Origin of the sequence: Pyxidicoccus caerfyrddinensis (assembly GCF_010894405.1) — a bacterium.
Lineage (GTDB): Bacteria > Myxococcota > Myxococcia > Myxococcales > Myxococcaceae > Myxococcus > Myxococcus caerfyrddinensis.
The window spans coordinates 356,204-379,782 of the sequence record NZ_JAAIYA010000009.1 but is presented as its reverse complement, the minus strand read 5'-3'; the positions used below and the strand labels follow the sequence as shown (position 1 = coordinate 379,782).

The window sequence follows — 23,579 nt, the reverse complement described above, 5'->3', positions numbered from 1 at the left end:
GGGCACCGGGCGGGCGGCCCGGCGAGCCCCTTCGTCCGCCTGCCAGGGCAGCCGGCCGTGCACACCTTGAGCCCATATGGGTCTGGCCATCCAGCAGGAGGAGTTCCGCCCGGAGGACTACGAGCGCTTCTCGCGGCGGCTGAAGGAGAGCCTGGAGGCGCTGCGCGCGCTGCTGGCGCGCCCGGGTTTCGGGGTGGGGCCGAGCACCATCGGCGCGGAGCTGGAGCTGTTCCTCGTGGACGCGGCGGGCTTCCCGCTGCCCATCAACCGTCAGGTGCTGGCGCAGACGGTGGACCCGCGGGTGACGCTGGAGATGGACCGCTTCAACCTGGAGCTCAACCTGCGCCCGGGGCCGCTGGCCGGGCGGCCCTTCACCGCGCTCAAGGCGGAGTTCGAGGACACGCTGCGCGAGGTGCGGCGCGCGGCGGCCACGCAGGGCGCGCGGGTGGCCGTCGTCGGCATCCTCCCCACGCTGCGCGAGGCGGACCTGGGCAGCGGCGCGATGACGGGACAGGCCCGCTACCGCGCGCTGTCCGCGGCCATCCGCCACCGCCGCGCCGCGCCCTTCCACGTGTCCATCCGCGGCGAGGACACGCTGGCGCTCACCTGGGACGACGTGACGCTGGAGGGCGCCAACACGTCACTCCAGTACCACCTGCGGGTGGCACCGGGTGACTTCGCGCGGGCCTATAATGCCGCGCAACTGGCGACGGCGCCGGTGCTGGCGGTGGCCGGCAACTCGCCGCTCTTCCTCGGGCACCGGCTGTGGGACGAGACGCGGGTGGCGCTGTTCCGGCAGGCGGTGGACGACCGCGGCGAGCCGGGCGAGGGCGGCTTCCATCCGCACGCGCGCGTGTCCTTCGGGCACGGCTGGGCCCGCGAGGGAGCGCACGAGCTGTTCGCGGAAGCCGTGGCCCTGCACCCGCCGCTGTTGCCCGTGCTGGGGCGCGAGTCGCCACTGGAGCGCGTGAAGGCCGGCGCGCTGCCGGGGCTGGACGAGCTGCGGCTGCACCAGAGCACGGTGTGGACGTGGAACCGCGCCATCTATGACCCCAAGGAGTCGGGCCACCTGCGCATCGAACTGCGCGCCCTGCCGGCGGGCCCCACGGTGGTGGACATGGTGGCCAACGGCGCCTTCCTGCTGGGCCTGACGCTGGCGCTGGCGGAGCGGGTGGACGCGCTGCTGCCCGCGCTGCCCTTCGTCCACGCGTACGGCAACTTCATCCGGGCGGCGCGCCACGGGCTGGACGCGGAGCTGCTCTGGCCCGCGGACGCGGCGCCCAGCCCCAGGCCGGTGCCGGTGGTGGACCTGGTGCCCCGGCTGCTACCGCTGGCGCACGAGGGTCTGGTGAAGGCCGGCGTGGACGCGGCCGACGCGGATGCCATGCTGGGCATCATCGAGCGGCGCGTGGCGCTCGGGCGCACGGGCGCGCGCTGGCAGCGGCTGGAATTGGCGCGACTGGAGGAGCGGATGCCCCGCCCGGACGCGCTGGCGGCGATGCTGGAGCGCTACCTGCTCCACGCCGACTCGGGCGAGCCCCTGCATACCTGGCCGGTGGCGTAGGCCGGGCCCTCCGTCAGGGGGCGGATTGCAGGAAGGGGCGTGGGCCGGTGAATATCCGCTCGCCTGCCACGTCAGCGGGCTGGCGGTACTCCCGCGCAGCCTTCCGCTCACCTCCCGGCCGCTCATGGTCCGACTCCTCCGACTGCTGCCCTTCCTGTTGCTGTGCGCCTGCACCTCCCTGCGCGGCCGCGCCGATGACCTCGCCCGAAAGGGGCAGTTCGTCGAGGCCGCCGCCATCTACGACGACCTCGTCCGCAAGAGCCCCTACGACACGGAGCTGGTCTCCGCCCGCGACGACTTGCGCTGGAAGGGGCTGGAGCAGCTGCTGGGCAACGCCCGGCGCTACCGGCTGGAGGGACGCGACGAGGACGCGGAGGAGGACCTCTTGAGCTTCCTCAACCACCGCGCCCAGTGGAACTCGCACCTCAATGGCGCGCTGGAGAGCTCGCTGCTGGAGGAGATGGGCGGGACGCACCAGCACCTGCGCACGCTCATCGGCGCCCCCGCCCAGAAGGGCCACGCGCTGACGGCCGAGGAGTCGCTGATTCGCAAGCGGCCGCTCCTGGCCCACCGGGAGATGGTCGTCATCCAGCGGGAGATGGAGAACGCGGTGCTCCAGAGCGGCAAGGACGCCTGCCAGCGGCTGCGCACCGTCAGCAGCGAGGACACCCCTCACTGGAAGGAGCTGGTATTCCGCTACTGCTCCCACTGGCGCGAGTACGCGCCCCAGCCGCCCGCTGCCCCGGAGCTGTTCGGCCCCGCCTCATTCGAGGGCGACATCTCCGGCCTCGACGAGGCCCAGGTGGACCGGCTGCGGGAGCGCCTGACGCGCGCCTTCGAGTCCTCGCCCTGGTTCTCTCCCAGCGCCACGCCCCGGCCGGACTTCGCGCTGGCCGGACGCTTCTCCACCTCGCGCGACAGCCAGAACGTGGAGCTCACCGCGCCCTATTACGAGCAGGTGCCGTACACGGACCACGAGGACCGCACGGAGACGATTACGGAGCCCTACACGGAGGAGGAGGAGTACACGGACGAGAAGGGCGAGACGAAGAAGCGCACCGTCACCAAGACGCGCACGTACACCCGCACCTTCACGGTGGAAGTCACCAAGTACCGCGACGTGGCGAGGACCTTCGAGTACCACGCGCTGCGCCTGTCCGTGGACCACCGCGTGGCCCTGTCCTCCTCCGGCGTGCTCGACGCGCGGCGCGGCCCCCTCACCGCCGTGCTCCAGGACCAGTTCTCCGAGTCCGGCTACGAGCACGACGTTTCCTTCTCCGACGCCAACGTGTCGCCCCAGCACGTGTCCTTCACGCCCCCGCATGCCTGGCTCGAGCAGCGCATGGCGCAGCTGGAGAGCGTCTTCTCCCGGGGGCTCGTGGAGCACTGGCAAGAGTCCTACTGTGCCCCGCCCACGCTCACATTGGACGACGCCGCCCGCTGTGCACGTGCCGGTGCCGCGCTCCCCACCCCCGCTTACCGTGTTCTCTCTGAAGTCCTCGGTGATGACGCGGCGCGGGTGCCCCAACTCTACGCGTCACACTGACAAGTCATCGTCCCGGCGACGACGCTCCGGTGTCATTCAGGACTGTGTGGATTGTTGAGGAAATCTGACGTGAAATACCCGCGAGTTCGGGCTTTGACGCCGTGTCAAGCCCGTCCTCTCGTAGGACATTTCCAACCAGAGGACCCTTATGCATCCAACCGAAGTCCGAAGTCGTCTTTCCCGAAGGACCGTCGCGCTGTGGATGGCTTCTTCTCTGGCGCTCGCCGGGTGCGGCGAGGCAGGCGGGGCGGAGGCTTCTGGCGGCGCCGAGCCGTACGCGACGGAGTCGCAGCGGCTGGACGCGAGCGGTGACGAGGGCGTCTCCAGCGACCGCCGCATCATCGTGTACCAGACGCCGTCGCTGCAGCTGTACGCGGTGGACAAGAAGGGGAACGCCCAGCTGCTCGCGCAGCGCAGTGGCGCGCCGGTGCTGTCGCCGGATGGCCGCGAGGTGGCGTACGCGAAGCTGCCGGACTCGTGGAACGCGGGCGACCCGGTGACGCGCGCGGAGCTGCACGTGTTCGACACGCGCACGGGCCACAGTGAGCGGGTGACGCGCGGCAATGACGACACCGAGCCGGTCTGGACGCCCGACGGCCACAGCCTGCTGTTCCAGTCCACGAAGCGCTCGGGGATGGCGTCGCTCTGGAAGGTGAAGGAGACCGGCATCGACCTGGAGCAGGTGACGAACGAGAACTGCACCGGGACCAGCCCCGACTACGTCCCCAACCCGCTCTCGAGCACCACGGTGGAGTGGGACGCGGACCGCCGCATCATCGTCTACAGCACCACCAGCCTGACCAACGGCGACGTGCGCGTCATCCGCTTCGACCGCTCGCTCAACGTGGTGGAAGCGTACAGCCTGGGCGTGGGCTACGCGCCGAAGTGGACCGACCACGGCACCGTCGTCTTCTCGCGCGACGTGAACGGTCAGACGGTCACCATCGAAGTCAGCGTGGACTGAGTGGCGGTGACGCGGGGCCGCGAGGCGGAGGCCGCGTGAAGGGCAGTGAAGCAGCAGGATGAAGAGCAGTGGCCGCAGGCGGGCCGGCGCGGAAGCAACGGAGCGCAGGCGCCCGTGGGGAGGGGCAACGGAGGCCCTCCCTCGCCGCGGCCGGTCTTCATCTCCCGTCGTGAGGCACGTGCGACGTGGGGGCGCCCGGAAGGCCCGGGACTCAGCCCTCGTCCTCGGCGCCCCGGCGAAGGCCGAGCATGCGCCGCAGCTCGCGCGCGGACTGGCGGCTCACCTCCACCGCGTGGCCCCGGACGGTGCGCGCCAGGTAGCCGCCCGTGTCCAGCGGCTCCAGCCGGGTGACGTGGGACAGGTTCAGCAGCGCGCGGCGGTGGACGCGGTGGAAGCGCTCCGCGGGCAGCTTCTCCGCCAGCTCGTTGAGGGTGAAGTCGGTGAGGAAGTCGCCCTGCACGGTGAACACCGTCACCAGCTCGTCCTCCAGCGCCGCGTGCGAAATCGTCTCCGGGTCCACCAGGACGATGCCCTGCCGCGTGGGGATGGGCAGCCGCCCCAGCCCGCGCGCGGCCGGGGCCGCAGCCGCCGCCGTCTTCTCCGTGCTGGGGGCCGGGGCCTCGCGCGGGGATTCCTCCAGCCGGGCGCGTGCGCGCTCCAGCGCCTTCTGCAGGCGCGCGGGCTCCACGGGCTTGAGGACGTAGTCCACGGCGCCGTGGTTGAAGGCCTCCACGGCGTGCTCGGCGTGGGCGGTGCAGAGGATGACGCGGGGGCGCCCCTCCGGCATCAGGGCCAGCGCATCCAGGCCGCTGAGGCCGGGCATGTGGATGTCCAGCAGCACCACGTCCACGCCCCCGGCGCGCACGGCGGTGAGGACGGCCTCTCCGTCCGCGGCCTCGCCGCACAGCTCCACATCCGGGAAGGCGGCCAGCAGGCGGGACAGGCGCTTGCGGGCGAGCAGCTCGTCATCGGCGACGAGGACACGCAGGGTGGGACTCACGTGACGACTCCAGGCAGGGGGCCCGAGCGGGGCAGGATGACGGTGACGCGGGTGCGCTCTTGCGCGCTCTCCAGCGTGAGGCGGGCCCTGCCGCCATAGGCCAGGGCCAGGCGGCGCTCCACGGTGGGCAGGCCGGCGCTGCCCTCGCGGGGGCCCTTGGAGGCGCCGGGGTTTTCAATCGCCACCTCCACCTCGTTGTCTCGCACGGTGATGTCCAGCGACAGGCGGCCCCGGTGGCCGGCGGCGGGGCCGTGCTTCACGGCGTTCTCCGCCAGCGGCAGCAGCACCAGCGGCGGGACGGGCACGTCCCCCGTGCCGGAAGGAACGTTCATTCCAAGCTGGAAGAGGTCCGGGTCCCGCAGGAGGTGCAAATCGAAGAGGGTGCGGACGAGCTCCAGCTCCTGCGACAGGGGCCAGGTGGCGCTGCGCACCCCGGCGAGCACGGAGCGGAGCATGGTGGACAGCCGCAGCACGGCGGCCTCGGCGACGGCGCCGTCCTCGCGGCACCACTCGGCGATGGCGTTGAGGGTGTTGAAGAGGAAGTGCGGGTCCAGGTGGCTGCGCAGCGCGAGCAGCTGCGCCTGCTCCGCCTCCAGCGCGAAGCGCGCGGCGCGGGCCCGCTCCTTCACCAGGCTCTCCTCGAAGCCGATGTCCCGGCCCAGGCCCCAGCCGCCCACGAGGAAGAGCGCGCCGCAGATGGCGAGGTTGAGGCGCTGGGTGAGGAAGGTGGGCCCCATGCCGAGCAGCTTCGGCAGCACGAAGCCGGAGGTGAGCACCACGCCGCTGCCCACGGTGCAGTACAGCAGCAGGCGGATGCCGCCGTGGCTCAGGTCCAACCCCTCCGGGAAGAGGAAGCGGTAGGAGACGGGCGCCACGGCCACGAACAGCAGGCACATCAGCATGCCCAGGTAGATGGCCAGCGGCTCGCGGCTGAAGCGCGCCTGGGCGGCCACGAGCGGCGCGGCCACCAGGAGGATGGGCAACAGCCTCCGGGGCTCCACGAGGGCCCGCCACGTGGCACGGACGATGGATGCTTCCGACGTCTCCGACATGCGCCAGCGGGAGCCTACCCCGCCGGGGCGCTCAGCGCGCGGGGCCCTCCTCCAGCTCGGTCTCCATGACGTCCAGCACCATGCTGCCGGCGAGGACGATGGGGAAGAGGAGGATGGCGGCGAGGATGAGGAGGGGGGAGGGGAGGGCAAGCATGAAGGGCTCCTGACTCCGGGAAGCATGCCTTTGCAGTCTGACGTGTCTTCCCTGGCTGTGCTGACGTCCCCGGCCCGAGCGGTCGCCAACGGACAACGAACGGTCGCCCGGGCTATTTCCTGAACGTCGCTATGCCTCCGCGGCCAGTGCGTCCGCGAGCTGTGCCCCGTTGCGGATGCAGTCGTTGAGGCCCACGCCCTTGTAGGCGTTGCCCGCCAGGTGGAGGCCCGGCCAGCGCTGGAGCGCCGCGTCGATGGCGGACATGCGCTCCAGGTGTCCCACGTTGTACTGGGGAATGCCGCGTTCCCAGCGGATGACCTCCCTGAAGGACGGGGTCGCCGTCACCCCCGCGAGCGCCTTCAATTCCTCGCGGGCCAGCGCCACCAGCGCGTCCTCGTCCTGCTTCACCAGGTCCGGCCGGCGCGCCCCGCCCACCATGCACGTGTAGAGCACCCGCCCGCCCTCCACGCGGAAGGGGAAGGTGGTGGACGCGTGGATGGCACCCAAGAGCCGCCGCTTCTCGCCCGACGGCACGAGGAAGCCGAAGCCGTCCGGCGCGGGCGTCGTCCCCGCGTCGAAGCCCAGGTGCACGACGGCGATGGGCGCGTATTCGATGTCCGCCACCTTCGCCGCGAGCGTCGCGTCCAGCGGCCGCAGCAGCCCCGTGGCCACGTGCGACGGCACCGCCAGCACCACGTGCTTCGCGGACAGCTCCGCGCTCCGCCCGTGCTCGTGCACGCGGAGCCGCCAGCCGTCCTCATGCCGCTCCACTCCCTCCACCGTGGCATTCACGTGCGCCGCGTCGCCCAGCGCGGAGGCCAGCGCGTCGATGAGCGTCTGCAGGCCGCCGTCGAACGTGCTCAGCGCGCCGCTCAGCTTCGGCGGCGAGGCCGCGCCGCCCGTGCCCGCGGGCAGCGCCTTCTGCGCCTTCTGCGAGCGGATGGCGCCGAGGATGAGGCTGCGGTGCTCGCGCTCCAGCTTCACCAGGGGAGGGAAGGTCGCGGCCACGCTGAGCCGCTCCACGTCGCCCGCGTAGATGCCCGTCTGCACCGCGTCCAGCAGCACCTCCGTCGCCGTGCGTCCCAGGTGCCGGCGGCCGAAGTCCGCGAGCGACTCGTCCACGCCTTGCGGTGCGCGCCCGGTGAACAGCTCGCCCATGACGCGCAGCTTCGCGCCGAGCGGCAGGATGTCCGAGCCGAGGAACGCGGGCGGTGACGCGGGCACGGACCTGAGTCGGCCACGCGTGTAGACATAGCGACGCTTCGCCGCCGCGTCGGCCGCGCGGATGCGACCTTCCAGGTGGAGCGCCGTCGCCAGCTCGCGCGTGGCCGGCTCGCGGTCCAGAAAGCTGTTCGGCCCCTGCTCCACGAGGTATCCACCTCGCGCACGCGTCCCCACCGCGCCACCCAACCGCGCCGAAGACTCCAGGAGCACGCAATCCCTACCGCGAGAGCGCAACCGGTGCGCTATGACCAGTCCTGAAATCCCGCCTCCCACGACGACGATACTCATCGGGTTGTCCTTCCATGCTCAGTGCATTGAAACACCATCACGCAACCCTCACCTGTGAGCAGGGCTTCCGGTGACCAGCGTGCACTCCTCATTCACACTCCCCACTCGTCAACAGGCGCGTTTTGCCAGCGCGGTCCATTCGGCGCGTTAATGCCTCTCATGCGCTACGTCATCACTGGAGCAAGCCGGGGTATCGGTCTCGAGTTCGTCCAACAGCTCCTGCGAAGAGGGGACACCGTCGACGCGGGAGTGCGCTCGCCCGAGGGTGCGAAGCGGCTGGAGCCGCTGGCGCGCGAGGTGGGCAACCGCCTGCGCATCCACGCGCTCGACGTGGAGGACGCCGCCAGCATCCGCTCGTTCGCCGCGGACGTCTGCGCCGCGCCGGTGGACGTGCTCATCAACAACGCCGGCGTGCCCGGCCTGTGGTGCGCGCTCACCGACGTGGACTACACGGACATGGCGCGCGCCTTCGCCATCAACGCCCTGGGGCCGCTGCGCGTCACCTCCGCGCTCCTGCCCGCGCTGCGCCGCGGCGCCGTGCGCAAGGTGGCCCACGTCAGCTCGCGCATGGGCTCGGTCGCCGACAACACCGAGGGTGGCGCCTACGCGTACCGCATGTCCAAGGCCGCGCTGAACATGGGCGTGCGCACCCTGGCCAACGACTTGCGCGTGGAGGGCTTCACCACGGTGGTGCTCCACCCCGGCTGGGTGCAGACGGACATGGGCGGGCCGCAGGCGCCGCTGCCGGCGCCGGACTCCGTGCACGGCATGCTGCGCATCATCGACGGCATGGGGCCGGAGCACACCGGCCGCTTCTTCGACTACCAGGGCGCGGAAGTCCCCTGGTAGGGCGCATGACGCGGGGCGTGCTTCCGGATCCATGGTCATGGCCATGGCCGGGGGCCTACGGGTACAGCATCTCCGTGCGCCAGCCGTCGCCCTCGCGCAGGTAGACGTGCCGGTCGTGCAGCCGGCTGGGGCGGGAGTGCCAGAACTCGATGCGGTCCGGCACCACGCGAAAGCCGGACCAGTTCGGCGGGCGGGGCACCTCCTTGCCGGCATGGCGCGCCTCCACCTCCGCCACCCGCGCGTCCAATTCGTCGCGGGAGGGCAGGGGGCGGCTCTGGAGGCTGGCCCACGCGCCCACCTGGCTGCCGCGCGCCCGGCTGTGGAAGTACGCGTCCGCCTCCGCGTCGGACACGCGCTCCACCCGGCCCTCCACCCGCACCTGCTCCTCCAGCGGGGCCCAGTGGAAGCACAGCGCGGCGAAGGGGTGCGCCAGCAATTCGCGTCCCTTGCGGCTCTCGTAGTTGGTGAAGAAGACGAAGCCGCGCGCATCGAAGTCCTTCAGCAGCACCACGCGCGCGCTGGGGCGTCCGTCGTCGCCGACGGTGGCGACCACCATGGCGTTGGGGTCCACGGGGACGGCCTTCTTCGCCCGCTCGAAGAGGGTCGCGAAACGGTGGATGGGGTCCGGTGGAATATGCACGTTTGAAACATAGGGGACGGGCGCCCCGGGCGCACCTTCGCGGTTGACTCATGCGGGCCACACGTCAATGTGGGCCCATGAAGATTCTCTTCATCTCCTCGGAGGTGGCGCCCTTCTCCAAGACGGGAGGCCTGGGAGACGTGGCCGGGGCCCTGCCCGCCGCGCTCGCCTCGCTGGGCCATGACGTGAAGGTCGTCACCCCGCGCTACCGCGACGTGCGCGACGCCCGGCTCACCCCCACCGGCCAGTCCCTGGTGGTGCGCTTCCCCTCCGGCGAGGCGTCCGGCCCCATCCTCTCCACGCGCCTCTCGGAGAACCTGGAGGTCCTCTTCCTGGAGAACGAGGCCTTCTACGGCAGCCGGAGCGGCCTCTACGGCGACGCGTGGGGCGAGTTCGGCGACAACGCGCGGCGCTTCGCCTACCTCTCGGTGGGCGCGCTCCAGGCCGCGCAGCGGCTGCGCTTCGTCCCGGACATCATCCACGCCAACGACTGGCAGACGGGGCTCGTCCCCGTGGCGCTCCAGCGCGGGTTCCGAAACACCCCGCTGTCCCGCGCGAAGAGCGTCTTCACCATCCACAACCTGGCCTACCAGGGGCAGTTCCCCAAGGGCGTCATGGACGAATTGGGCCTGCCCTGGGACTTGTTCACCTCCGAGGGCGGCCTCGAGTTCTACGACGCGGTCAACTTCCTCAAGGGCGGGCTCGTCTTCTCCGACGCGCTCACCACCGTGTCGCCCACCTACGCGCGTGAAATCCAGGCGCCGGAGCAGGGCTACGGGCTGGACGGCCTGCTGCGCCGCCGCGCGCACCGGTTGCACGGCATCCTCAACGGCATCGACGCGCACGAGTGGGACCCCCAGGCGGACCCCGTCCTCCCGGCCCGCTACGGCCCGCGTGAATTGGAGGGCAAGGCGGTGTGCAAGCGCGACCTGCTCGCGCGCTTCGGGCTGCCGGACGGGGACGCGCCGGTGTTCGCCATCGTCAGCCGGCTGGCGTGGCAGAAGGGCATGGACCTGCTTCTGGACGTGCTGCCCACCGCGCTCCAGGCGGACATCCGCTTCGTGGGCATCGGCAGCGGGGAGGGCCCGCTGGAGGACGGCCTGCGCGCGTTGCAGGCCCGTCACCCGAAGCAGATGGCCGTGCACATCGGCTTTGACGCGGCGCTCTCGCACCTGGTGGAGGCGGGGGCGGACTTCTTCCTCATGCCCAGCCGGTACGAGCCGTGCGGGCTGAACCAGATGTATTCCCTGCGTTACGGGACGGTGCCCATCGTCCGGGCCACGGGCGGACTGGTGGACACCGTGGAGGGCGGGCTGGACGGCACCGGCGTCCTCTTCGAGGCGTTCCACCCGGCCGCCCTGCTGGCGGCCATCCGCCGGGCCCTCGCCCTCTACGCGGACCCACCCCGGCTGGAGGAGTTCCGGCGCCGAGGCATGGAGAAGGACTTCTCCTGGAGTGCTTCCGCCCGGAAATACGAGGCCATCTACACCGACCTCATGGCGGAATAGTGGGTGCGGACGGAAATTCGCAGTAGTCTTGTGGCGTGGCGGAAGCTCCGGACCTGGGCGGTTATGAGGTGGTCGGCCGGTTGGCCGTAGGCGGCATGGCGGAGGTGTACCAGGCGCGTGCCCGGGCCACCACGCAGCGCTCGCCGGGCGAACCGGAAGAAGTCGTCATCAAGCGGCTGCACCCCTCGTTCCGCAGTGACACCGCATACGTCAAGGCGTTCGTCGACGAGGCGAAGCTGACGGTGCGCCTGCGCCACCCGCACATCGTCCGCACCTACCGCCTCTTCAAGGCGGGGCCGGACTACCTGATGGTGCAGGAGCTCGTCAGTGGCCGGACGCTCGGCTACATGCAGGAGCTGCTCATCAAGGCCGGCGCGGCCATGCCGCCCGAGTCCGCCCTCTACATCGCCTGGTGCCTGGCGAAGGCGCTCGACTACATCCACCGGGCGAAGGTGGGGGATAACGGCGCCACCATCGTCCACCGCGATGTGAACCCGGCCAACGTGCTGCTGGGCATCAACGGCGACGTGAAGCTCACCGACTTCGGCGTGGCGGAGGTGGAGGGGATGATGCGCGGCGACTCGGGCGCGCTGCGCGGCACGCTGCCGTACATGAGCCCGGAGCAGGTGCTGGGCCAGGCGGTGGACGCGCGCACCGACTTGTACGCGCTGGGCGTCATCCTCTGGGAGCTGTGGGCCAGCCGTCGCCTGCACGCCGGGGACAACGAGGCGGACCTGATGCACCGGGTGCGCGACGCGCGGGTGCCGCTCTTGTCGTCGGTGGCGCCGGACCTGCCGGACTACGCGGTGCAGGTGGCGCGCAAGGCGCTCTTCGCGGACCGGGCGCGGCGCTTCCAGACGGCCGCGGAGTTCATCAAGGCGATCGAGGCGCTGTCCAAGCGCGCCGGCTGGCCCCTGACGGTGGAGGCGCTCCAGCCTCTGCTGGGCGGCTGAGTTCCGTGCGCCGCGCCACGACGGCGCCGGGTGGCGCGGGCTCCAGCCCGTTGAGCCCGGTGCGCCGCGCCACGCCGGTGCCAGGTGGCGCGGGCACTCCGGCCGCCAGCCCGTTGAGCCCGGTGCGCCGCGCCGTCATCGCGTTGCTGTGCGGCGGCGTCCTGTCCGGGTGTCTGGGCTCGGTGCCCTTCCGGTCTCGCGCCTATGACGAGGCCGTGCGCGTGGACACCGTCGCCGTGGACTTCCGGCCGGACGGCTCGGGCGTGCTGGATCTGGGGCTGGAGGTGGTCAACCCGTCCTCGGACGCGGCCAGCGTGTCAGCCGTGGACTTCGAGCTGCGGGTGGACGGGCGGCGCGTGGCGGCGGGCGTGCAACAGGTGGCCGTGGCGCTGCCTTCGGACGGGCGCCTGCCGCTGCGGGTGTTCTTCCCGCTGGCCAGCGAGGGTGCCACGGGCGGTGTGGAGCCGGTGGCGCGCCGGGTGCGGGTGAGCGGCGGCGTGGTGCTGCGCTTCGGCGGCACGGAGCGGCGCGCGCCCTTCGACGACGCGCGCGTGCTGCCCCTGGCGTACGTGCCGCCGCTGAACGGCCCGGAAGGGGACTGACGCTCAGCTCTTCGCGGTGACGGTCTCCACGCGCGTGTCGCGGACGCCGGAGTCCTTGCCGTCGCGCGGAGGGCCGTCGCGGGGCTCGCGCCCGTCCTTCCCGTCCCGGCTGTCCTTGCCGGTGGTGGACTTCAGGCGGGACATGCGCACGCGGTCGATGCGCGGCCCCTCCTTGGTGGCGACGACGAACTGCCAGCCGTTGTAGGTGAAGCGCTCGCCCACGTCCGGCAGGTGGCCGGCGAGCGACGACAGGAAGCCGCCGAGCGTGTCGAAGTCGCCCTCGGGCAGGGGGAAGCCGAAGGCCTGGGTGAAGGTGTCCACCTCCAGCGCGGCATCCACGAGGAAGCTGCCGTCGGCCATCTTCTCCACCTGCTTCTCCTCCACCTCGAACTCGTCGCCAATGTCGCCGACGATTTCGCGGAGGATGTCCTCCAACGTCACGATGCCCATGAAGCCGCCGTACTCGTCGACGACCATGGCCATGTGGATCTTCCGCTTCTGCATGTCCCGCAGCAGGTCCCCCACGGGCTTCAGCCAGGGCACGAAGTGGGCGGGGCGGATGATGTCCTGGAGGACGATGAGCTCCGGGTGCTGGAGCAGGGGGATGATGTCGCGCGCGTGCAGCACGCCGATGATGTGGTCCACGTCGTCCCGGTACACGGGGATGCGCGAGTGGTTCTCCTCGGCCAGCAGCCGCAGCAACTCATCGGTGGAGACGGTGATGTCCACGGTGACGACGTCCGTGCGCGGCACCATGACGTCGCGGCAGCGCTTGTCGGACAGCTCGAAGATGGAGCGGATGAGCTGCGGGGCGCTCTTGTCCACCTCGTTCTTCGCGGCCTGCGCGGCCAGCAGCTTCTCCAGCTCCTCCAGCGGCGGGGGCGGGGGCTCGAAGCGCAGCGTGCGGCCGAACGTCCGCGCCACCAGGTTGAGCAGGCTCAGCGTCAGCCGCATGGGCGGGTAGAGCAGGAAGACCAGCAGCGACACCACGCCGGACAGCCGCAGCGCCCAGCGCTCCGGGTTCGCGTTGGCCAGGCCGCGCATGGTGACTTCCATGAGGCTGGCCAGCACGCCCACGAAGAGGGCGCCGGCGGCCACGGTGGCCACGGGCAGCCAGGGGGCCTCGCCATACTGGGTCATGTCCAGCATGCGCGGCGGGACGAAGGCGCCAATGGCGGCGGCGAGGAAGCCGCTGAGCAGGGTGCCCAGCCGCAGCGCGGTGGCGGTGGCCTCGCGGTTGGTCTTGTGCCGATAGACTCGGCGGCTCGCCGAGCCGGGCTGCGTCTCCACCAGCTCCTGGGCGCGCAGGTCCGACGTTCCGTAGAGCGCGGACTCCGCGGCGGCGACCAGGGCCCGGATGAAGCACAAGGCCAGGCAGGCGACCCAGAGGGTCCAGGTAGGCATAGAGCCTCTCTCTTATCCCGTGCTAGGGGTACGTACCACCCCGCCGGAGCCCCCATGCCCGCTCGCATGTATGCCGTTGGAGCACTCCTGGCCCTCCTCGTTCCCGCCCTGGCCGGCGCCTGGCCGGTGGACCTGGTCGTCCCGCTGGAGTCCGGGAAGGAGCACTTCCACAAGCTGTCCACCGTGGACTGGGTGGAGGTGGAGGATGCCTCCATCGCCACCGCCGAGGTGCTCCCCGGCAGCAACGAACTGTTGCTCACCGGGCACTCGACGGGGCGCACGCTCCTCCTCCTGTATGCCGGGGGGCGCTTCGCGGTGTGGCGCCTCACGGTGGGCACGCCGCCGCCGGAGGACCCCGCGCCCCGGCTGGCCGCCGCGCGCAAGGCGTGCCCCGACTTGAAGACGACGGAGGGCGCGGAGCGCGGCCTGTCCGCCACGGTGAAGGACACCGCCTGCCGCATGGCGCTGATGGAGCTGCTGCGCACGGATGCGTACGTGGCGCGCGAACTGGAGCTGACCTTCGACGTGCCCGTGCTCCAGGAGCAGCTCGCGTCGGTGGGGGCGGGGCTCCAACCCCTGGGGTTGGAAGCGCGCTACAGCGGCGCGGGCATCGTGCTGTCCGGTACGGCGACGCCCGAGGTGCACCACCGCGCGCTGTGGGAGCTGTTCCGCCGCTCCGTGGGCCGCGTGCCCCTGAACGACAACGTGGAGGTGAAGGCCCCCGAATCCCCCGAAGCGCCCGTGGCGCCGCCGGACGCAGGGCCGGCCGTGAAGGCGGAGGCGCCGGTTCCGGTGGAGGTGCTGCCTCCACCGCGGAAGCGGAATCGCAAGCCCTGAGCACCGACGCGCCCGCTGCTTGCGCGTGGGCATCTTGAGGTATGACGGCGGGCCTCTACTCCGAGGGAAGGAGCCCGATGATGTCCGTGGTCCGGCTGACTCCGCAGGCGCTGGTGCTGGGCCTGTTGCTACTCACGCCGCCAGGCGCGCTCGCGCAGGATGATGGCGAGGCGAGAGTCGTGCCCCTGGAGGAGGCGGAGAAGGGCTGCCCGGCGAAGCCGGACGTGGTGCCCTTCACCTCGCGCACGCTGGTGGGGCTGTCCGGCGCGGGCTGGCTGGCGCACCAGGCCGTCATTCCCCCGGCGAAGGACACCTTCTTCCGGGGCGGCGAGGCCGACCGCGCCGGTGTGAAGCTGGTGCCGCCGGAGGAGGTGCGCAAGCTGGGCGCGCCGGACCCGGCCGTGCCGCTGTGGGTGTTCGGCAAGGCGGACACGGCGGCGTGCCGCGCGGTGCCCATCACCTGGTGGGCGGTGCGCATGGGCACCGACGAGGACCGCAAGACGTACCTCATGGCGGAGCTGGAGGTGGGGTGTGACTTGCTGCCCCCGGGCCGGCTGTCCGGCACGCCGGTGGCGGTGCGCCAGAAGGACGCGCCCACCGGGTGCAAGCTGCGCCGCGCGAATGACAATGACACGGGCCGCGCGGGCGTGGGGATGCCGCTGGAGGTGATGGACTTCGTGCCCTCGCGCGACTGCGAGGCCCCCGAGTGCGTGCGGCTGTGGGAGAGCTTCGGTAGCCGGTGGGATGACGGCAGCGCGGTGACGGACCTCACGGTGTCGTGGATGGAGCGCAAGGGGAAGAAGGACCCGTGTGACTGGCATACGGAGGACTTCTCGATTCTGCTGCTGCGCCCGCCCGACGCGATGGCGCCGATGCAGCTGAAGTCCGGCGGCGCCTTCTTCGGCGCGCTGTACGACAGCACCGGCCTACGCACCGTGCTCAGCCGCAACCTGGGCGTCGTCTACGTGCACGACGTGGCGAAGCCGAAGGCGGCGCCGAAGTCCGTGCGCTACGGCAGCCCCTCCGAGGAGGACCTCCTCACGGCGAAGCGCACGCTGTCTCCGTGCAAGCGGCGGTGAGTCTCCGGGCGCGCGGCCTTGAGACGGCTCGCGCTTCCGCATGTGCCTCGGCCGGGCATGCGTGCCGGGCCCGCCAGGAGCAGGCACACGCCCTACCGTTGAGGGCCATGAGCCCTCTCTCCCTCCCCGCGAAGCTCCGTTCCTGGCTCGGTTCGAGCCGGCTGCCCGTTCCCCTCCTGCTGACGGTCTCCGCCTGTGGGCTCGGCGCGCCCCGGCCGCGCGGCCTGCGTGCACTCACCGTCATCCCCGTGCTCCTGGGGCTGGCGTCCCTGGGAGTGCTCGGCTGGAAGGCCGCTCAGGCGCGCAGAATCACCGCGGGGACTCCCGGCGCGGCGCGCTCCAGGGTCCCCTTCGCCTTCACCTGGCAGATGTCCGAGGAAATCGTCGCGTCCGCTGCTTCCGGGCACTGAGGCCGCGGCGGCGCTCAGGCCGGCGTTGGCGTCGGGTCCGTCCACTTCCCTCGGCGGGTGGGCTCCTTCAGCGCGCGGGCGAGCGCCGCGAGGAAGCGCTTTCGCGGCCAGTGCTCCGCGCCGAAGCGCGCGAGGTGCTCGGTCTCCACCTGGCAGTCGACGAGCTGGAAGCCCCACGACTTGAAGCGCTCCACCGACGCGACGAAGGCCACCTTCGACGCGTCCGGCGCCAGCGCGAACATGCTCTCCCCGAAGAAGACCGCGCCCAGGGACACGCCGTACAGGCCGCCCTTCAGCTCGCCCTCCGCCCACGCCTCCACCGAGTGCGCGAAGCCCAGCTCGTGCAGCGTGACGTAGGCGCGCAGCATCTCGTCGGTAATCCACGTGCCGTTCTGGCCGGGGCGCGGCGCGCGGCCGCACTCCTCGATGACGCGCGCGAAGGCCGTGTCGTAGCGCACCTCGTAGGCGCCGCGAGCCATCGTCTTGCGCAGCGAGCGGCCCACGTGCAGCCGGTCCGGCTCCAGCACGAAGCGCGGGTCCGGCGAGTGCCAGAGGATGGGGTCCCCCTCGCTGTACCAGGGGAAGATGCCGCGTGAGTACGCGGCGAGCAGCCGCTCCGGCCGCAAGTCCCCACCCACCGCGAGCACGCCGCTCTTGTCGGCTCGCTCCGGAGGGGGGAACAGCTCCGGGTGCTCGTCACTCAGAAGGTAGATGGGCACGCGCGCGGCATTCTACCGGGACACGTTCAGCTTCACCTCACCGGACAGCGAGTAGGGCACGCGCATCAGCGGCGCGGTCAGCTCGCCCGTCACCCCGTAGGGCAGCACGCCCTTGGAGATGAGCGCCTTCACGTCCGGGCCGTAGGTGTCCTTCGTCACCGCCACCTCCACCGGGTACACCCCCGTGGCGGACGCCTCCACACTGTCCGCCTGCGCGAGCGTCCCTGTCTCGAGGCTCTTCCCCGCCACGGAGACCTGGAAGGTCATCCCCTCCAGCTTCAGCGGGAAGGGATTGGGGTTGTGCACACCCAGGCGGAGGTTGATCTGGACTTCCTCGGGCGAGTAGCGCGCCCCGTCCAGCTCCGCCACCACCACCGTGGGCAGGCGGGGCACGCGGGCCGCGCGGCTGGCGGCGAAGGGGACCTTCTCCTCCTGGTCTCCCGAGCGCACCACCAGCGTGCCCCGTAGTGCGAGCAGCAGCGTGCCACCCTGGGTGCTCAGCCGGGCGAGGTCCTCGGCGCTCTTCACATAGGGGGCGCGCTCCTCGAAGGAGATGTCCGCGGGCACTCCCGGCACCAGGTGCACGTCCAGCTTCGCGCTGCCCGTCTTCACCACCTGCCCGTCCGAGACGAGCTCGTAGTCCGCCCGCTCCACCACGGCGGGGGCGGGGCTGGCCACCTGGGCGCGGTAGCGCACGGCGGCCTCGGTGATGCCCTGGGACAGGACGGTGGTCTCCTGGGAAGTGAGGACGGCCGGCCCCGAGGGCTTCGTCGGAGCGGAGGCACACCCCAGGCCCAGGGTGAGCAGGGCGGACAGCAGGAAGAGGGGCGAAGTCGAGCGCATGGCGTTAGACATTGTGGCCAGCCTGGGGACCGACCCAAGGACTTTTCCGCTAGACTGTCCACCACTCGTGGCCCGACGCCGCCCCAACTTCAACAAGACGCTTCGCACCCTCATCCGGGACATCGCGGCGAAGATGCCGGAGTTCGGCCATGTGAAGCCGGGCCGCATCCTGGTGGTGGCCGGCGAGGCGCGCCGGGCCTCCCGCGGCACCGTGAAGCCGCTGTGCTTCCGGGGCGGCAAGAGCGTGGACCGCACCGGCCGCCGCAAGCCCATCATCCGGATTCGCGGCAAGCGGATGCTGTACTGCATCACCCTGCGGCCCCTATTCTTCCGCTCCTCCACCGCCCAGGCCCGGGTGGAGACGGTGCTGCACGAGCTCTTCCACCTGTCGCGCCGCTTCGACGGGACGCTGCACTCCGGCCGGCGTCACGCGGTGCTGGGCAAGGCCTTCTCGCGCAAGCTCGGGCCGCTGGTGCGCCGCTACCTCAAGCTGTGCCCGCCGGAGCTGCTCACGGAGCTGGCCCACACCGGAGAGGTGCGCGTCCTCCAGTGGCTGGAGCGCCCCGGCTCCGCGTACGTCCCCGGCACCCACCGCCGCGTGCGCCGCGTGTACACCGAGGACCAGCTCTACTACGGCATCGCCCGCATGGTGACGCGCAAGTCCCGCGCGGCCCGTGAAGCGCAGGCTCGCGCCAAGGTGCACTGACGCTTCCGTGAGGGGGGGGCCGCCGGCTTCGCCTGACGCGGCGCCTCGCGCCGGCTCCGCGCGCCGAGGGTGGCGGGCGCTGCCGGCTGAAACCAGGCGCGCGAGGGCCGCTCGTGGAAGCGGTGCCTCGCGCCCGTCCCGCGCCCGGGGACATGGGGCCTGCCCCGGGGTGTTCCCCTCCAGGCCTCAGCGTCGCCGCAGGGCGACGGGGGCCGGTGCGGCGAGGCCCACGGGCCCGGCGCTCTCCCCGAGCGGCTCGGGCTTCGCGGTGGTGGTGGGCTCCAGCGACCAGCCCGTCTTCAGCCCCACCACGAACCAGGCCAGGAAGAGCACGCCGAGCGCGAAGACGGTGTCGCCCGGGGCGCGCAGCCAGCGCAGCGTGTCCATCAGCGGCGTCTGGAGGAACTCCGCGCTGCGGGCCCACCACGTGCCGTGCTCGATGGCCGCCTGCGTCTGGAGGATGCCGATGGGCAGCATGGACAGCACCACCATCAGCACCAGCCCGCCGTTGAGAGACCAGAAGCTCCACGCCAGCGTGCGCGTGCGCCACCGGGCCTCGGGTGCCGCCATGCGCAGCGTGAAGAGCATCAGGGCGATGCCGAGCATGCCGTACACCCCGAAGAGCGCGGTGTGCCCGTGCACGGGCGTCAGGTTGAGGCCCTGCATGTAGTAGAGCGCCAGCGGCGGGTTGATGAGGAAGCCGAAGATGCCCGCGCCCACCAGGTTCCAGAAGGCCACCGCGACGAAGAAGAGGATGGGCCAGCGGTAGCGCTCCATCCACCCCGGGGCGCGCGACAGGCGCAGGTGGCTCCACACCTCGCGGCCCACCAGCACCAGCGGCACGATTTCCAGCGCGCTGAACGTGGCGCCCAGCCCCAGCGCCGAGGACGGCGTGCCGGAGAAGTACAGGTGGTGGAAGGTGCCGATGATGCCGCCCGCCAGGAAGATGACGGTGGAGAAGAGCACCGTCGGCGTGGCCACCCGCGCCGACAGCACGCCCAGCCGCACGAAGAGGAACGCCATCACCACCGTGGCGAACACCTCGAAGAAGCCCTCCACCCACAGGTGCACCACCCACCAGCGCCAGTACTCCACCATGCCCAGGTGGCTCTTCTGCCCGTACATGAGGCCCGCGCCGTAGAAGGCGGCGATGGCCACCGAGGACACGACGAACAGGAGGATGAGGGGCCGGCTCTCCGACGGGCGCTTCAGCGCGGGCCAGATGGAGCGCGCGGTGAGGAACAGCCAGACGAACAGGCCCACGAACAGGAAGATCTGCCAGAAGCGGCCCAGGTCCACGTACTCGTAGCCCTGGTGGCCGAACCAGAACCACAAGTCTCCGCCCAGCCGCTGCTGCACGCTGGCCCACTGCCCCACCATGGCGCCCGCGACGATGATGACCAGGCACACGAAGAGGAAGTTGACGCCGAGCCGCTGGAAGCGCGGCTCCACCCCGCTCACCGCCGGGCCGACGAACAGGCCCGTGGCCAGCCACGCGGTGGCAATCCAGAAGATGCCCAGCTGCGTGTGCCAGCTGCGCGTCACCGCGTAGGGCAGGTACTTCGCCAGCGGCACGCCGTAGAAGCCCTCGCCCTCCACGCCGAAGTGCGCCGTGATTCCGCCCAGCGCCACCTGCACCAGCATCAGCGCCACCACCACCAGGAAGTACTTGCCCGTGGCGCGCTGGCTCGGCGTCAGCACCAGGCCGGAGAACGGGTCCTCCGCGGGCGGCGTCTGTTCGCCCTCCTCCTGCTTGCGGCTCACGTACCAGACGAGCGCGCCCACCGCCGCGAGCAGCAGCACCACGGAGAGGTACGTCCAGAGGTACGCGCCCGTCGTGGGCACGTTGGCCACCAGCGGCTCGTGCGGCCAGTTCTGCGTGTAGCTCACCGTCTGGCCGGGGCGGTTGGTGGACGTCACCCAGCTCGTCCACCAGAAGAAGGCCCCCAAATCCTTCAGCTTCGCGGCGTCCGTCAGCGCGCCCTCGGGGATGGCGTAGGCCTGTCGCCCCTTCGAGAAGACGTCCGCGTAGTGCGCGGCGTTGGCGCGGTACGCCTCGGCGCGCAGCGGGTCCATCGTCACGGTGTCCGTGGCGGCGTCATACGTGTTGGTGCGGATGACGCCCTGCAGCCGCGCGCGCAGGGCTGCCTGCCGCTCGGCCGGGGCGGCGTCGTAGCCGGTGAGGCCCTCCGCGCGCGCCCAGGTGTCGAGGAGGAAGACGCTCTCGCGGTGGAGCCAGTCCGCGCTCCAGTCCGGCGCCACGTAGGCGCCGTGGCCCCAGATGGAGCCCACCTGCTGCCCGCCGATGGACTGCCACACATTCTGCCCGCGCTGGATGGAGGCTCCGTCGACGAGCAGGGTGCCGTCGGGGGTCACCACCCTGCCGGGGATGGGCGGCAGCGTCCGGGAGATGTGCACGCCCTCCCTGCCGAGGATGAAGAACGAGGCGAAGAAGACGGCGCCCAGTAGCGCCCAGAGCTTCTTGTGTTTCATGACGGCGACTCCGGAAGAAGGGGTGTGGCGGTGAGGCTTCCGACCCCTCCCAGAGCAAGCGGTGTTCCAGGCGCGCCTTCCGTCCGGCTCGCCCGTGCTCGCCTTCCGGGCCGTGCAGTCCGTGCGCTCCGCGCCCCGGTGTCGCGCAAAACATGCATCTAGAATGCTTGTTTCAGGGGGCAGGGGTCCTGGCACGTCCGTCGCAGCAGGGGAGCTTCCGTCGAGTCAGCTCGGAACGGGAGGTCCGTGATGTGGGGCAACGCCGCACGAAGAAGAGGTTGGGCCGGGGTGGTCGCCGCAGGTGCCGCGTGGGGCGCCCTGGCGTGTAACGAGCAGGGGGCTGCGTCCTCGAGCCCACCGCCGGACGTCGCCGCGGCGGCGCCCGCGTCCGCGTCCGCGCTCACGCCCGCGGTCCGCAAGGAGGCGGAGGAGGTCTTCAACTCGCGCTGCGTGGTGTGCCACGGGCCCCGGGGCGGGGGAGACGGGGCCGCGTCCGCGGGCCTCACGCCGCCGCCGCGCAACTTCCAGGACAAGGCCTGGCAGTCGGCGGTGAGCGACGAGCACATCGAGAAAATCATCGCGTACGGCGGAGGCGCGGTCGGCCGCAGTCCCGCCATGCCCCCCAACCCGGACCTGGCGGACAAGCCGGTGGTGCGCGGGCTGCGCGAGCACATCCGGGGGCTCGCGGCGAAGTAGCCGCAGCTCCCCACGCGAGAGCGAGGACATGGCCATGAAGACCTGGAGAGCAGGGTGGATGTGCGGAGCCGCGGCGCTGATGGCGCTGGCATGCAGCGGCTCCAACGGCGGCGGAGCGAGCCCGCCGGGGACGGCCTCCGCGGGCCTGGGCAGCACCGGGCTGCGGGACATGATGGAGAAGCGCGGGCTGTCCGAGGCGGACGTGGTGGCCGCGCTGAAGACGTACACGCCCTCGGGCAAGCACGACGAGTACTACCTGTTCGCGTCGGGCGGACACGGCGGCAACCTCATCGTCATGGGGGTGCCGAGCATGCGCATCCTCAAGTACATCGGCGTCTTCACGCCCGAGCCGTGGCAGGGCTACGGCTACGGTGACCAGACGACCGAGCTGCTGAAGCAGGGCAGCCGCGACGGGAAGATGCTCACCTGGGGCGACATGCACCACCCGGCGCTCTCCGAGACGGCGGGCGACTACGACGGCCAGTACATCTTCGTCAACGACAAGGCCAACCCGCGCGTCGCCGTGGTGTCCCTCAAGGACTTCGCCACCACGCAGATTGTCGCCAGCGAGCTCATCGAGAGCGAGCACGGCTCCACCTTCGTCACCCCCGACACCGACTACGTCATCGAGACGAGCCAGTACCCCACGCCGCTGGGCGGCAAGTACGCGGACGTGAAGCGCTTCAACGACGAGTACCGGGGCGCGGTCATCTTCTGGAAGTTCGACCGCGCGAAGGGCCGCATCGACCCCGAGGCGTCGTGGGCCATGGAGCTGCCGCCTTACATGCAGGACCTGGCGGACGCGGGGAAGCTGGCCAGCGACGGCTACATCTTCATCAACTCCATCAACACCGAGCGCGCCTACGGCGGCAACCTGGAGGGCAACCCGCCGCTCGAGTCCGGCGTGTCGCAGAACGACATGGACTACCTCCACGTCATCCCCTGGCGGAAGGCGGAGGCGGTGGTGAAGGCGGGCAAGACGGAGACGATTGCCGGCATGCGCGTCATCCCGCTGGAGACAGTGGTGGCGGAGGGGCTGCTCCACTTCGTGCCCGAGCCCAAGAGCCCGCACGGCGTGGACGTCACGCCGGACGGCAAGGACATCGTCGTCGGCGGCAAGCTGGACACGCACGCCACCGTCTTCAGCTTCGAAAAAATCAAGGCCCTCATCTCCGCCGGGACGGTGGTGGGCAAGGACCCGTACGGCGTGCCCATCCTCCCGTTCCAGGAGGCCATCCGCGGCCAGTGCGAAATCGGCCTCGGGCCCCTGCACACGCAGTTCGACAACGAGGGCTTCGCGTACACGTCCGTCTTCATCGAGTCCAAGGTCGCCAAGTGGTCGCTCAAGGACCTGAAGCTCGTGGACAAGATTCCCACGCACTACAACATCGGCCACCTCGCGGCGGCCGAGGGGGACACCGTCTCTCCGGACGGGAAGTTCCTGGTGGCGATGAACAAGTGGGCCATCGACCGCTTCGCGCCGGTGGGGCCGCTGCTGCCGCAGAACTTCCAGCTCGTGGACACCACCGGGCAGAAGATGCAGGTGCTCTACGACAGCCCCATCCCCCTGGGTGAGCCGCACTACGCGCAGATGATCAAGGCGGACAAGATTCACCCGCTCGACATCTACAAGCCCGCGGGCATCAACGCGCTGACGCACCAGAAGGACGCGGATGCGGTGGAGGGCGGCAAGGAGCGCGTGGAGCGCCGGGCGGACGGCGTCCACGTCTACATGACGGCGGTGCGCAGCCACTTCACGCCGGACATCGTCCGCGTGAAGGAGGGGGACACCGTCCACCTGCACATCACCAACATCGAGCAGGCGAAGGACGCCACGCACGGCTTCACCATCGGCTCGCAGAACATCCACCTGAGCCTGGAGCCGGGCAAGCACGTCAACGTCACCTTCGTGGCCGACAGGCCGGGCGTGTACCCCATGTACTGCACGGAGTTCTGCTCGGCGCTGCACCTCGAGATGGCGGGCTACTTCCTCGTCGAACCGAAGTGAGGGCCCTCGGCCACCTTCTTCTTCCTGCCTTCCCACACGC

Annotated in this window: 22 protein-coding genes; 13 read left to right on the top strand and 9 right to left on the bottom strand. The window is 71.1% G+C overall.

What is annotated here, in order from left to right; translation table 11 throughout:
* Window positions 1-76: 76 nt before the first annotated feature.
* From G4D86_RS23720 to G4D86_RS23710, 3 genes are all read left to right on the top strand, one after another.
* Entirely contained in the window at window positions 77-1,564 is a 1,488-nt protein-coding gene (locus G4D86_RS23720) for a glutamate-cysteine ligase family protein (RefSeq protein ID WP_163996272.1), read from the top strand.
* A gap of 124 nt (window positions 1,565-1,688) precedes the next feature.
* Window positions 1,689-3,110, top strand: coding sequence for a hypothetical protein (locus G4D86_RS23715; protein ID WP_163996271.1), 1,422 nt, complete (start codon window positions 1,689-1,691; stop codon window positions 3,108-3,110).
* Window positions 3,111-3,312: 202 nt separating this feature from the next.
* Window positions 3,313-4,074 carry a TolB family protein gene (locus G4D86_RS23710; RefSeq protein WP_240360438.1) on the top strand — a complete coding sequence of 254 codons (762 nt, stop codon included), beginning with the start codon at window positions 3,313-3,315 and terminating at the stop codon, window positions 4,072-4,074.
* 211 nt (window positions 4,075-4,285) lie between these two features.
* On the opposite strand, the gene G4D86_RS23705 is transcribed toward G4D86_RS23710, so the two are convergent.
* The 4 genes from G4D86_RS23705 to hemG all read right to left on the bottom strand — a co-directional run bounded on the left by G4D86_RS23705 (window position 4,286) and on the right by hemG (window position 7,792).
* Window positions 4,286-5,074 carry a LytR/AlgR family response regulator transcription factor gene (locus G4D86_RS23705; RefSeq protein ID WP_163996269.1) on the bottom strand — a complete coding sequence of 263 codons (789 nt, stop codon included), beginning with the start codon at window positions 5,072-5,074 and terminating at the stop codon, window positions 4,286-4,288.
* A complete protein-coding gene (locus G4D86_RS23700; protein ID WP_163996268.1) occupies window positions 5,071-6,126 on the bottom strand; it encodes a sensor histidine kinase in 1,056 nt (351 codons plus the stop codon). Before G4D86_RS23700 ends, G4D86_RS23705 begins: the two co-directional genes overlap by 4 nt.
* Before the next feature lie 31 nt (window positions 6,127-6,157).
* Window positions 6,158-6,280 (bottom strand): hypothetical protein, encoded by a 123-nt coding sequence (locus G4D86_RS53865; protein WP_275899141.1) that lies wholly within the window; start codon window positions 6,278-6,280, stop codon window positions 6,158-6,160.
* 129 nt (window positions 6,281-6,409) lie between these two features.
* On the bottom strand, window positions 6,410-7,792 hold the full coding sequence (gene hemG / locus G4D86_RS23695; protein ID WP_163996267.1) for a protoporphyrinogen oxidase: 1,383 nt from the start codon (window positions 7,790-7,792) through the stop codon (window positions 6,410-6,412).
* 159 nt (window positions 7,793-7,951) lie between these two features.
* On the opposite strand from hemG, the gene G4D86_RS23690 reads away from it, so the two are divergent.
* The gene (locus tag G4D86_RS23690) at window positions 7,952-8,641 is read left to right on the top strand and encodes an SDR family oxidoreductase (protein ID WP_163996266.1); all 690 of its coding nucleotides are present in this window, start codon (window positions 7,952-7,954) and stop codon (window positions 8,639-8,641) included.
* A 55-nt stretch (window positions 8,642-8,696) separates the two neighbouring features.
* Here G4D86_RS23690 and pdxH read toward each other — a convergent pair whose 3' ends face one another.
* Window positions 8,697-9,281, bottom strand: a complete 585-nt coding sequence (gene pdxH / locus G4D86_RS23685) for a pyridoxamine 5'-phosphate oxidase (RefSeq protein ID WP_163996265.1) — start codon at window positions 9,279-9,281, stop codon at window positions 8,697-8,699.
* Window positions 9,282-9,358: 77 nt separating this feature from the next.
* Here pdxH and glgA point away from each other — a divergent pair, with 77 nt between their 5' ends.
* The 3 genes from glgA to G4D86_RS23670 are packed head-to-tail and all read left to right on the top strand — an operon-like array spanning window position 9,359 to window position 12,344.
* Entirely contained in the window at window positions 9,359-10,789 is a 1,431-nt protein-coding gene (glgA, locus tag G4D86_RS23680; protein ID WP_163996264.1) for a glycogen synthase GlgA, read from the top strand.
* 35 nt (window positions 10,790-10,824) lie between these two features.
* Window positions 10,825-11,742: a serine/threonine protein kinase gene (locus tag G4D86_RS23675; RefSeq protein WP_163996263.1), complete on the top strand. Its 918-nt coding sequence runs from the start codon at window positions 10,825-10,827 to the stop codon at window positions 11,740-11,742.
* A gap of 5 nt (window positions 11,743-11,747) precedes the next feature.
* Entirely contained in the window at window positions 11,748-12,344 is a 597-nt protein-coding gene (locus G4D86_RS23670; RefSeq protein WP_240360437.1) for a DUF4424 domain-containing protein, read from the top strand.
* A gap of 3 nt (window positions 12,345-12,347) precedes the next feature.
* Here the strand turns inward: G4D86_RS23670 and G4D86_RS23665 are convergent, their stop codons facing one another.
* The gene (locus G4D86_RS23665; RefSeq protein ID WP_240360436.1) at window positions 12,348-13,748 is read right to left on the bottom strand and encodes a hemolysin family protein; all 1,401 of its coding nucleotides are present in this window, start codon (window positions 13,746-13,748) and stop codon (window positions 12,348-12,350) included.
* 54 nt (window positions 13,749-13,802) lie between these two features.
* Here G4D86_RS23665 and G4D86_RS23660 point away from each other — a divergent pair, with 54 nt between their 5' ends.
* The 3 genes from G4D86_RS23660 to G4D86_RS23650 all read left to right on the top strand — a co-directional run bounded on the left by G4D86_RS23660 (window position 13,803) and on the right by G4D86_RS23650 (window position 16,074).
* Window positions 13,803-14,585 carry a hypothetical protein gene (locus G4D86_RS23660; RefSeq protein WP_163996262.1) on the top strand — a complete coding sequence of 261 codons (783 nt, stop codon included), beginning with the start codon at window positions 13,803-13,805 and terminating at the stop codon, window positions 14,583-14,585.
* 77 nt (window positions 14,586-14,662) lie between these two features.
* The gene (locus tag G4D86_RS23655; protein ID WP_163996261.1) at window positions 14,663-15,664 is read left to right on the top strand and encodes a hypothetical protein; all 1,002 of its coding nucleotides are present in this window, start codon (window positions 14,663-14,665) and stop codon (window positions 15,662-15,664) included.
* Between the two features lie 107 nt (window positions 15,665-15,771).
* Window positions 15,772-16,074 carry a hypothetical protein gene (locus tag G4D86_RS23650; RefSeq protein WP_163996260.1) on the top strand — a complete coding sequence of 101 codons (303 nt, stop codon included), beginning with the start codon at window positions 15,772-15,774 and terminating at the stop codon, window positions 16,072-16,074.
* Between the two features lie 14 nt (window positions 16,075-16,088).
* Here G4D86_RS23650 and aat read toward each other — a convergent pair whose 3' ends face one another.
* Both aat and G4D86_RS23640 read right to left on the bottom strand, forming a co-directional pair.
* On the bottom strand, window positions 16,089-16,793 hold the full coding sequence (aat, locus tag G4D86_RS23645; RefSeq protein ID WP_163996259.1) for a leucyl/phenylalanyl-tRNA--protein transferase: 705 nt from the start codon (window positions 16,791-16,793) through the stop codon (window positions 16,089-16,091).
* 12 nt (window positions 16,794-16,805) lie between these two features.
* The gene (locus tag G4D86_RS23640) at window positions 16,806-17,636 is read right to left on the bottom strand and encodes an LEA/WHy family protein (protein ID WP_240360435.1); all 831 of its coding nucleotides are present in this window, start codon (window positions 17,634-17,636) and stop codon (window positions 16,806-16,808) included.
* Window positions 17,637-17,703: 67 nt separating this feature from the next.
* On the opposite strand from G4D86_RS23640, the gene G4D86_RS23635 reads away from it, so the two are divergent.
* Window positions 17,704-18,342, top strand: a complete 639-nt coding sequence (locus tag G4D86_RS23635; protein WP_163996257.1) for a hypothetical protein — start codon at window positions 17,704-17,706, stop codon at window positions 18,340-18,342.
* Between the two features lie 186 nt (window positions 18,343-18,528).
* Here G4D86_RS23635 and G4D86_RS23630 read toward each other — a convergent pair whose 3' ends face one another.
* Window positions 18,529-20,835, bottom strand: a complete 2,307-nt coding sequence (locus G4D86_RS23630; protein ID WP_163996256.1) for a nitric-oxide reductase large subunit — start codon at window positions 20,833-20,835, stop codon at window positions 18,529-18,531.
* A gap of 288 nt (window positions 20,836-21,123) precedes the next feature.
* On the opposite strand from G4D86_RS23630, the gene G4D86_RS23625 reads away from it, so the two are divergent.
* Window positions 21,124-21,531: a c-type cytochrome gene (locus G4D86_RS23625; RefSeq protein WP_163996255.1), complete on the top strand. Its 408-nt coding sequence runs from the start codon at window positions 21,124-21,126 to the stop codon at window positions 21,529-21,531.
* Between the two features lie 34 nt (window positions 21,532-21,565).
* Entirely contained in the window at window positions 21,566-23,539 is a 1,974-nt protein-coding gene (gene nosZ / locus G4D86_RS23620; RefSeq protein ID WP_205519700.1) for a Sec-dependent nitrous-oxide reductase, read from the top strand.
* Window positions 23,540-23,579: the final 40 nt, after the last annotated feature.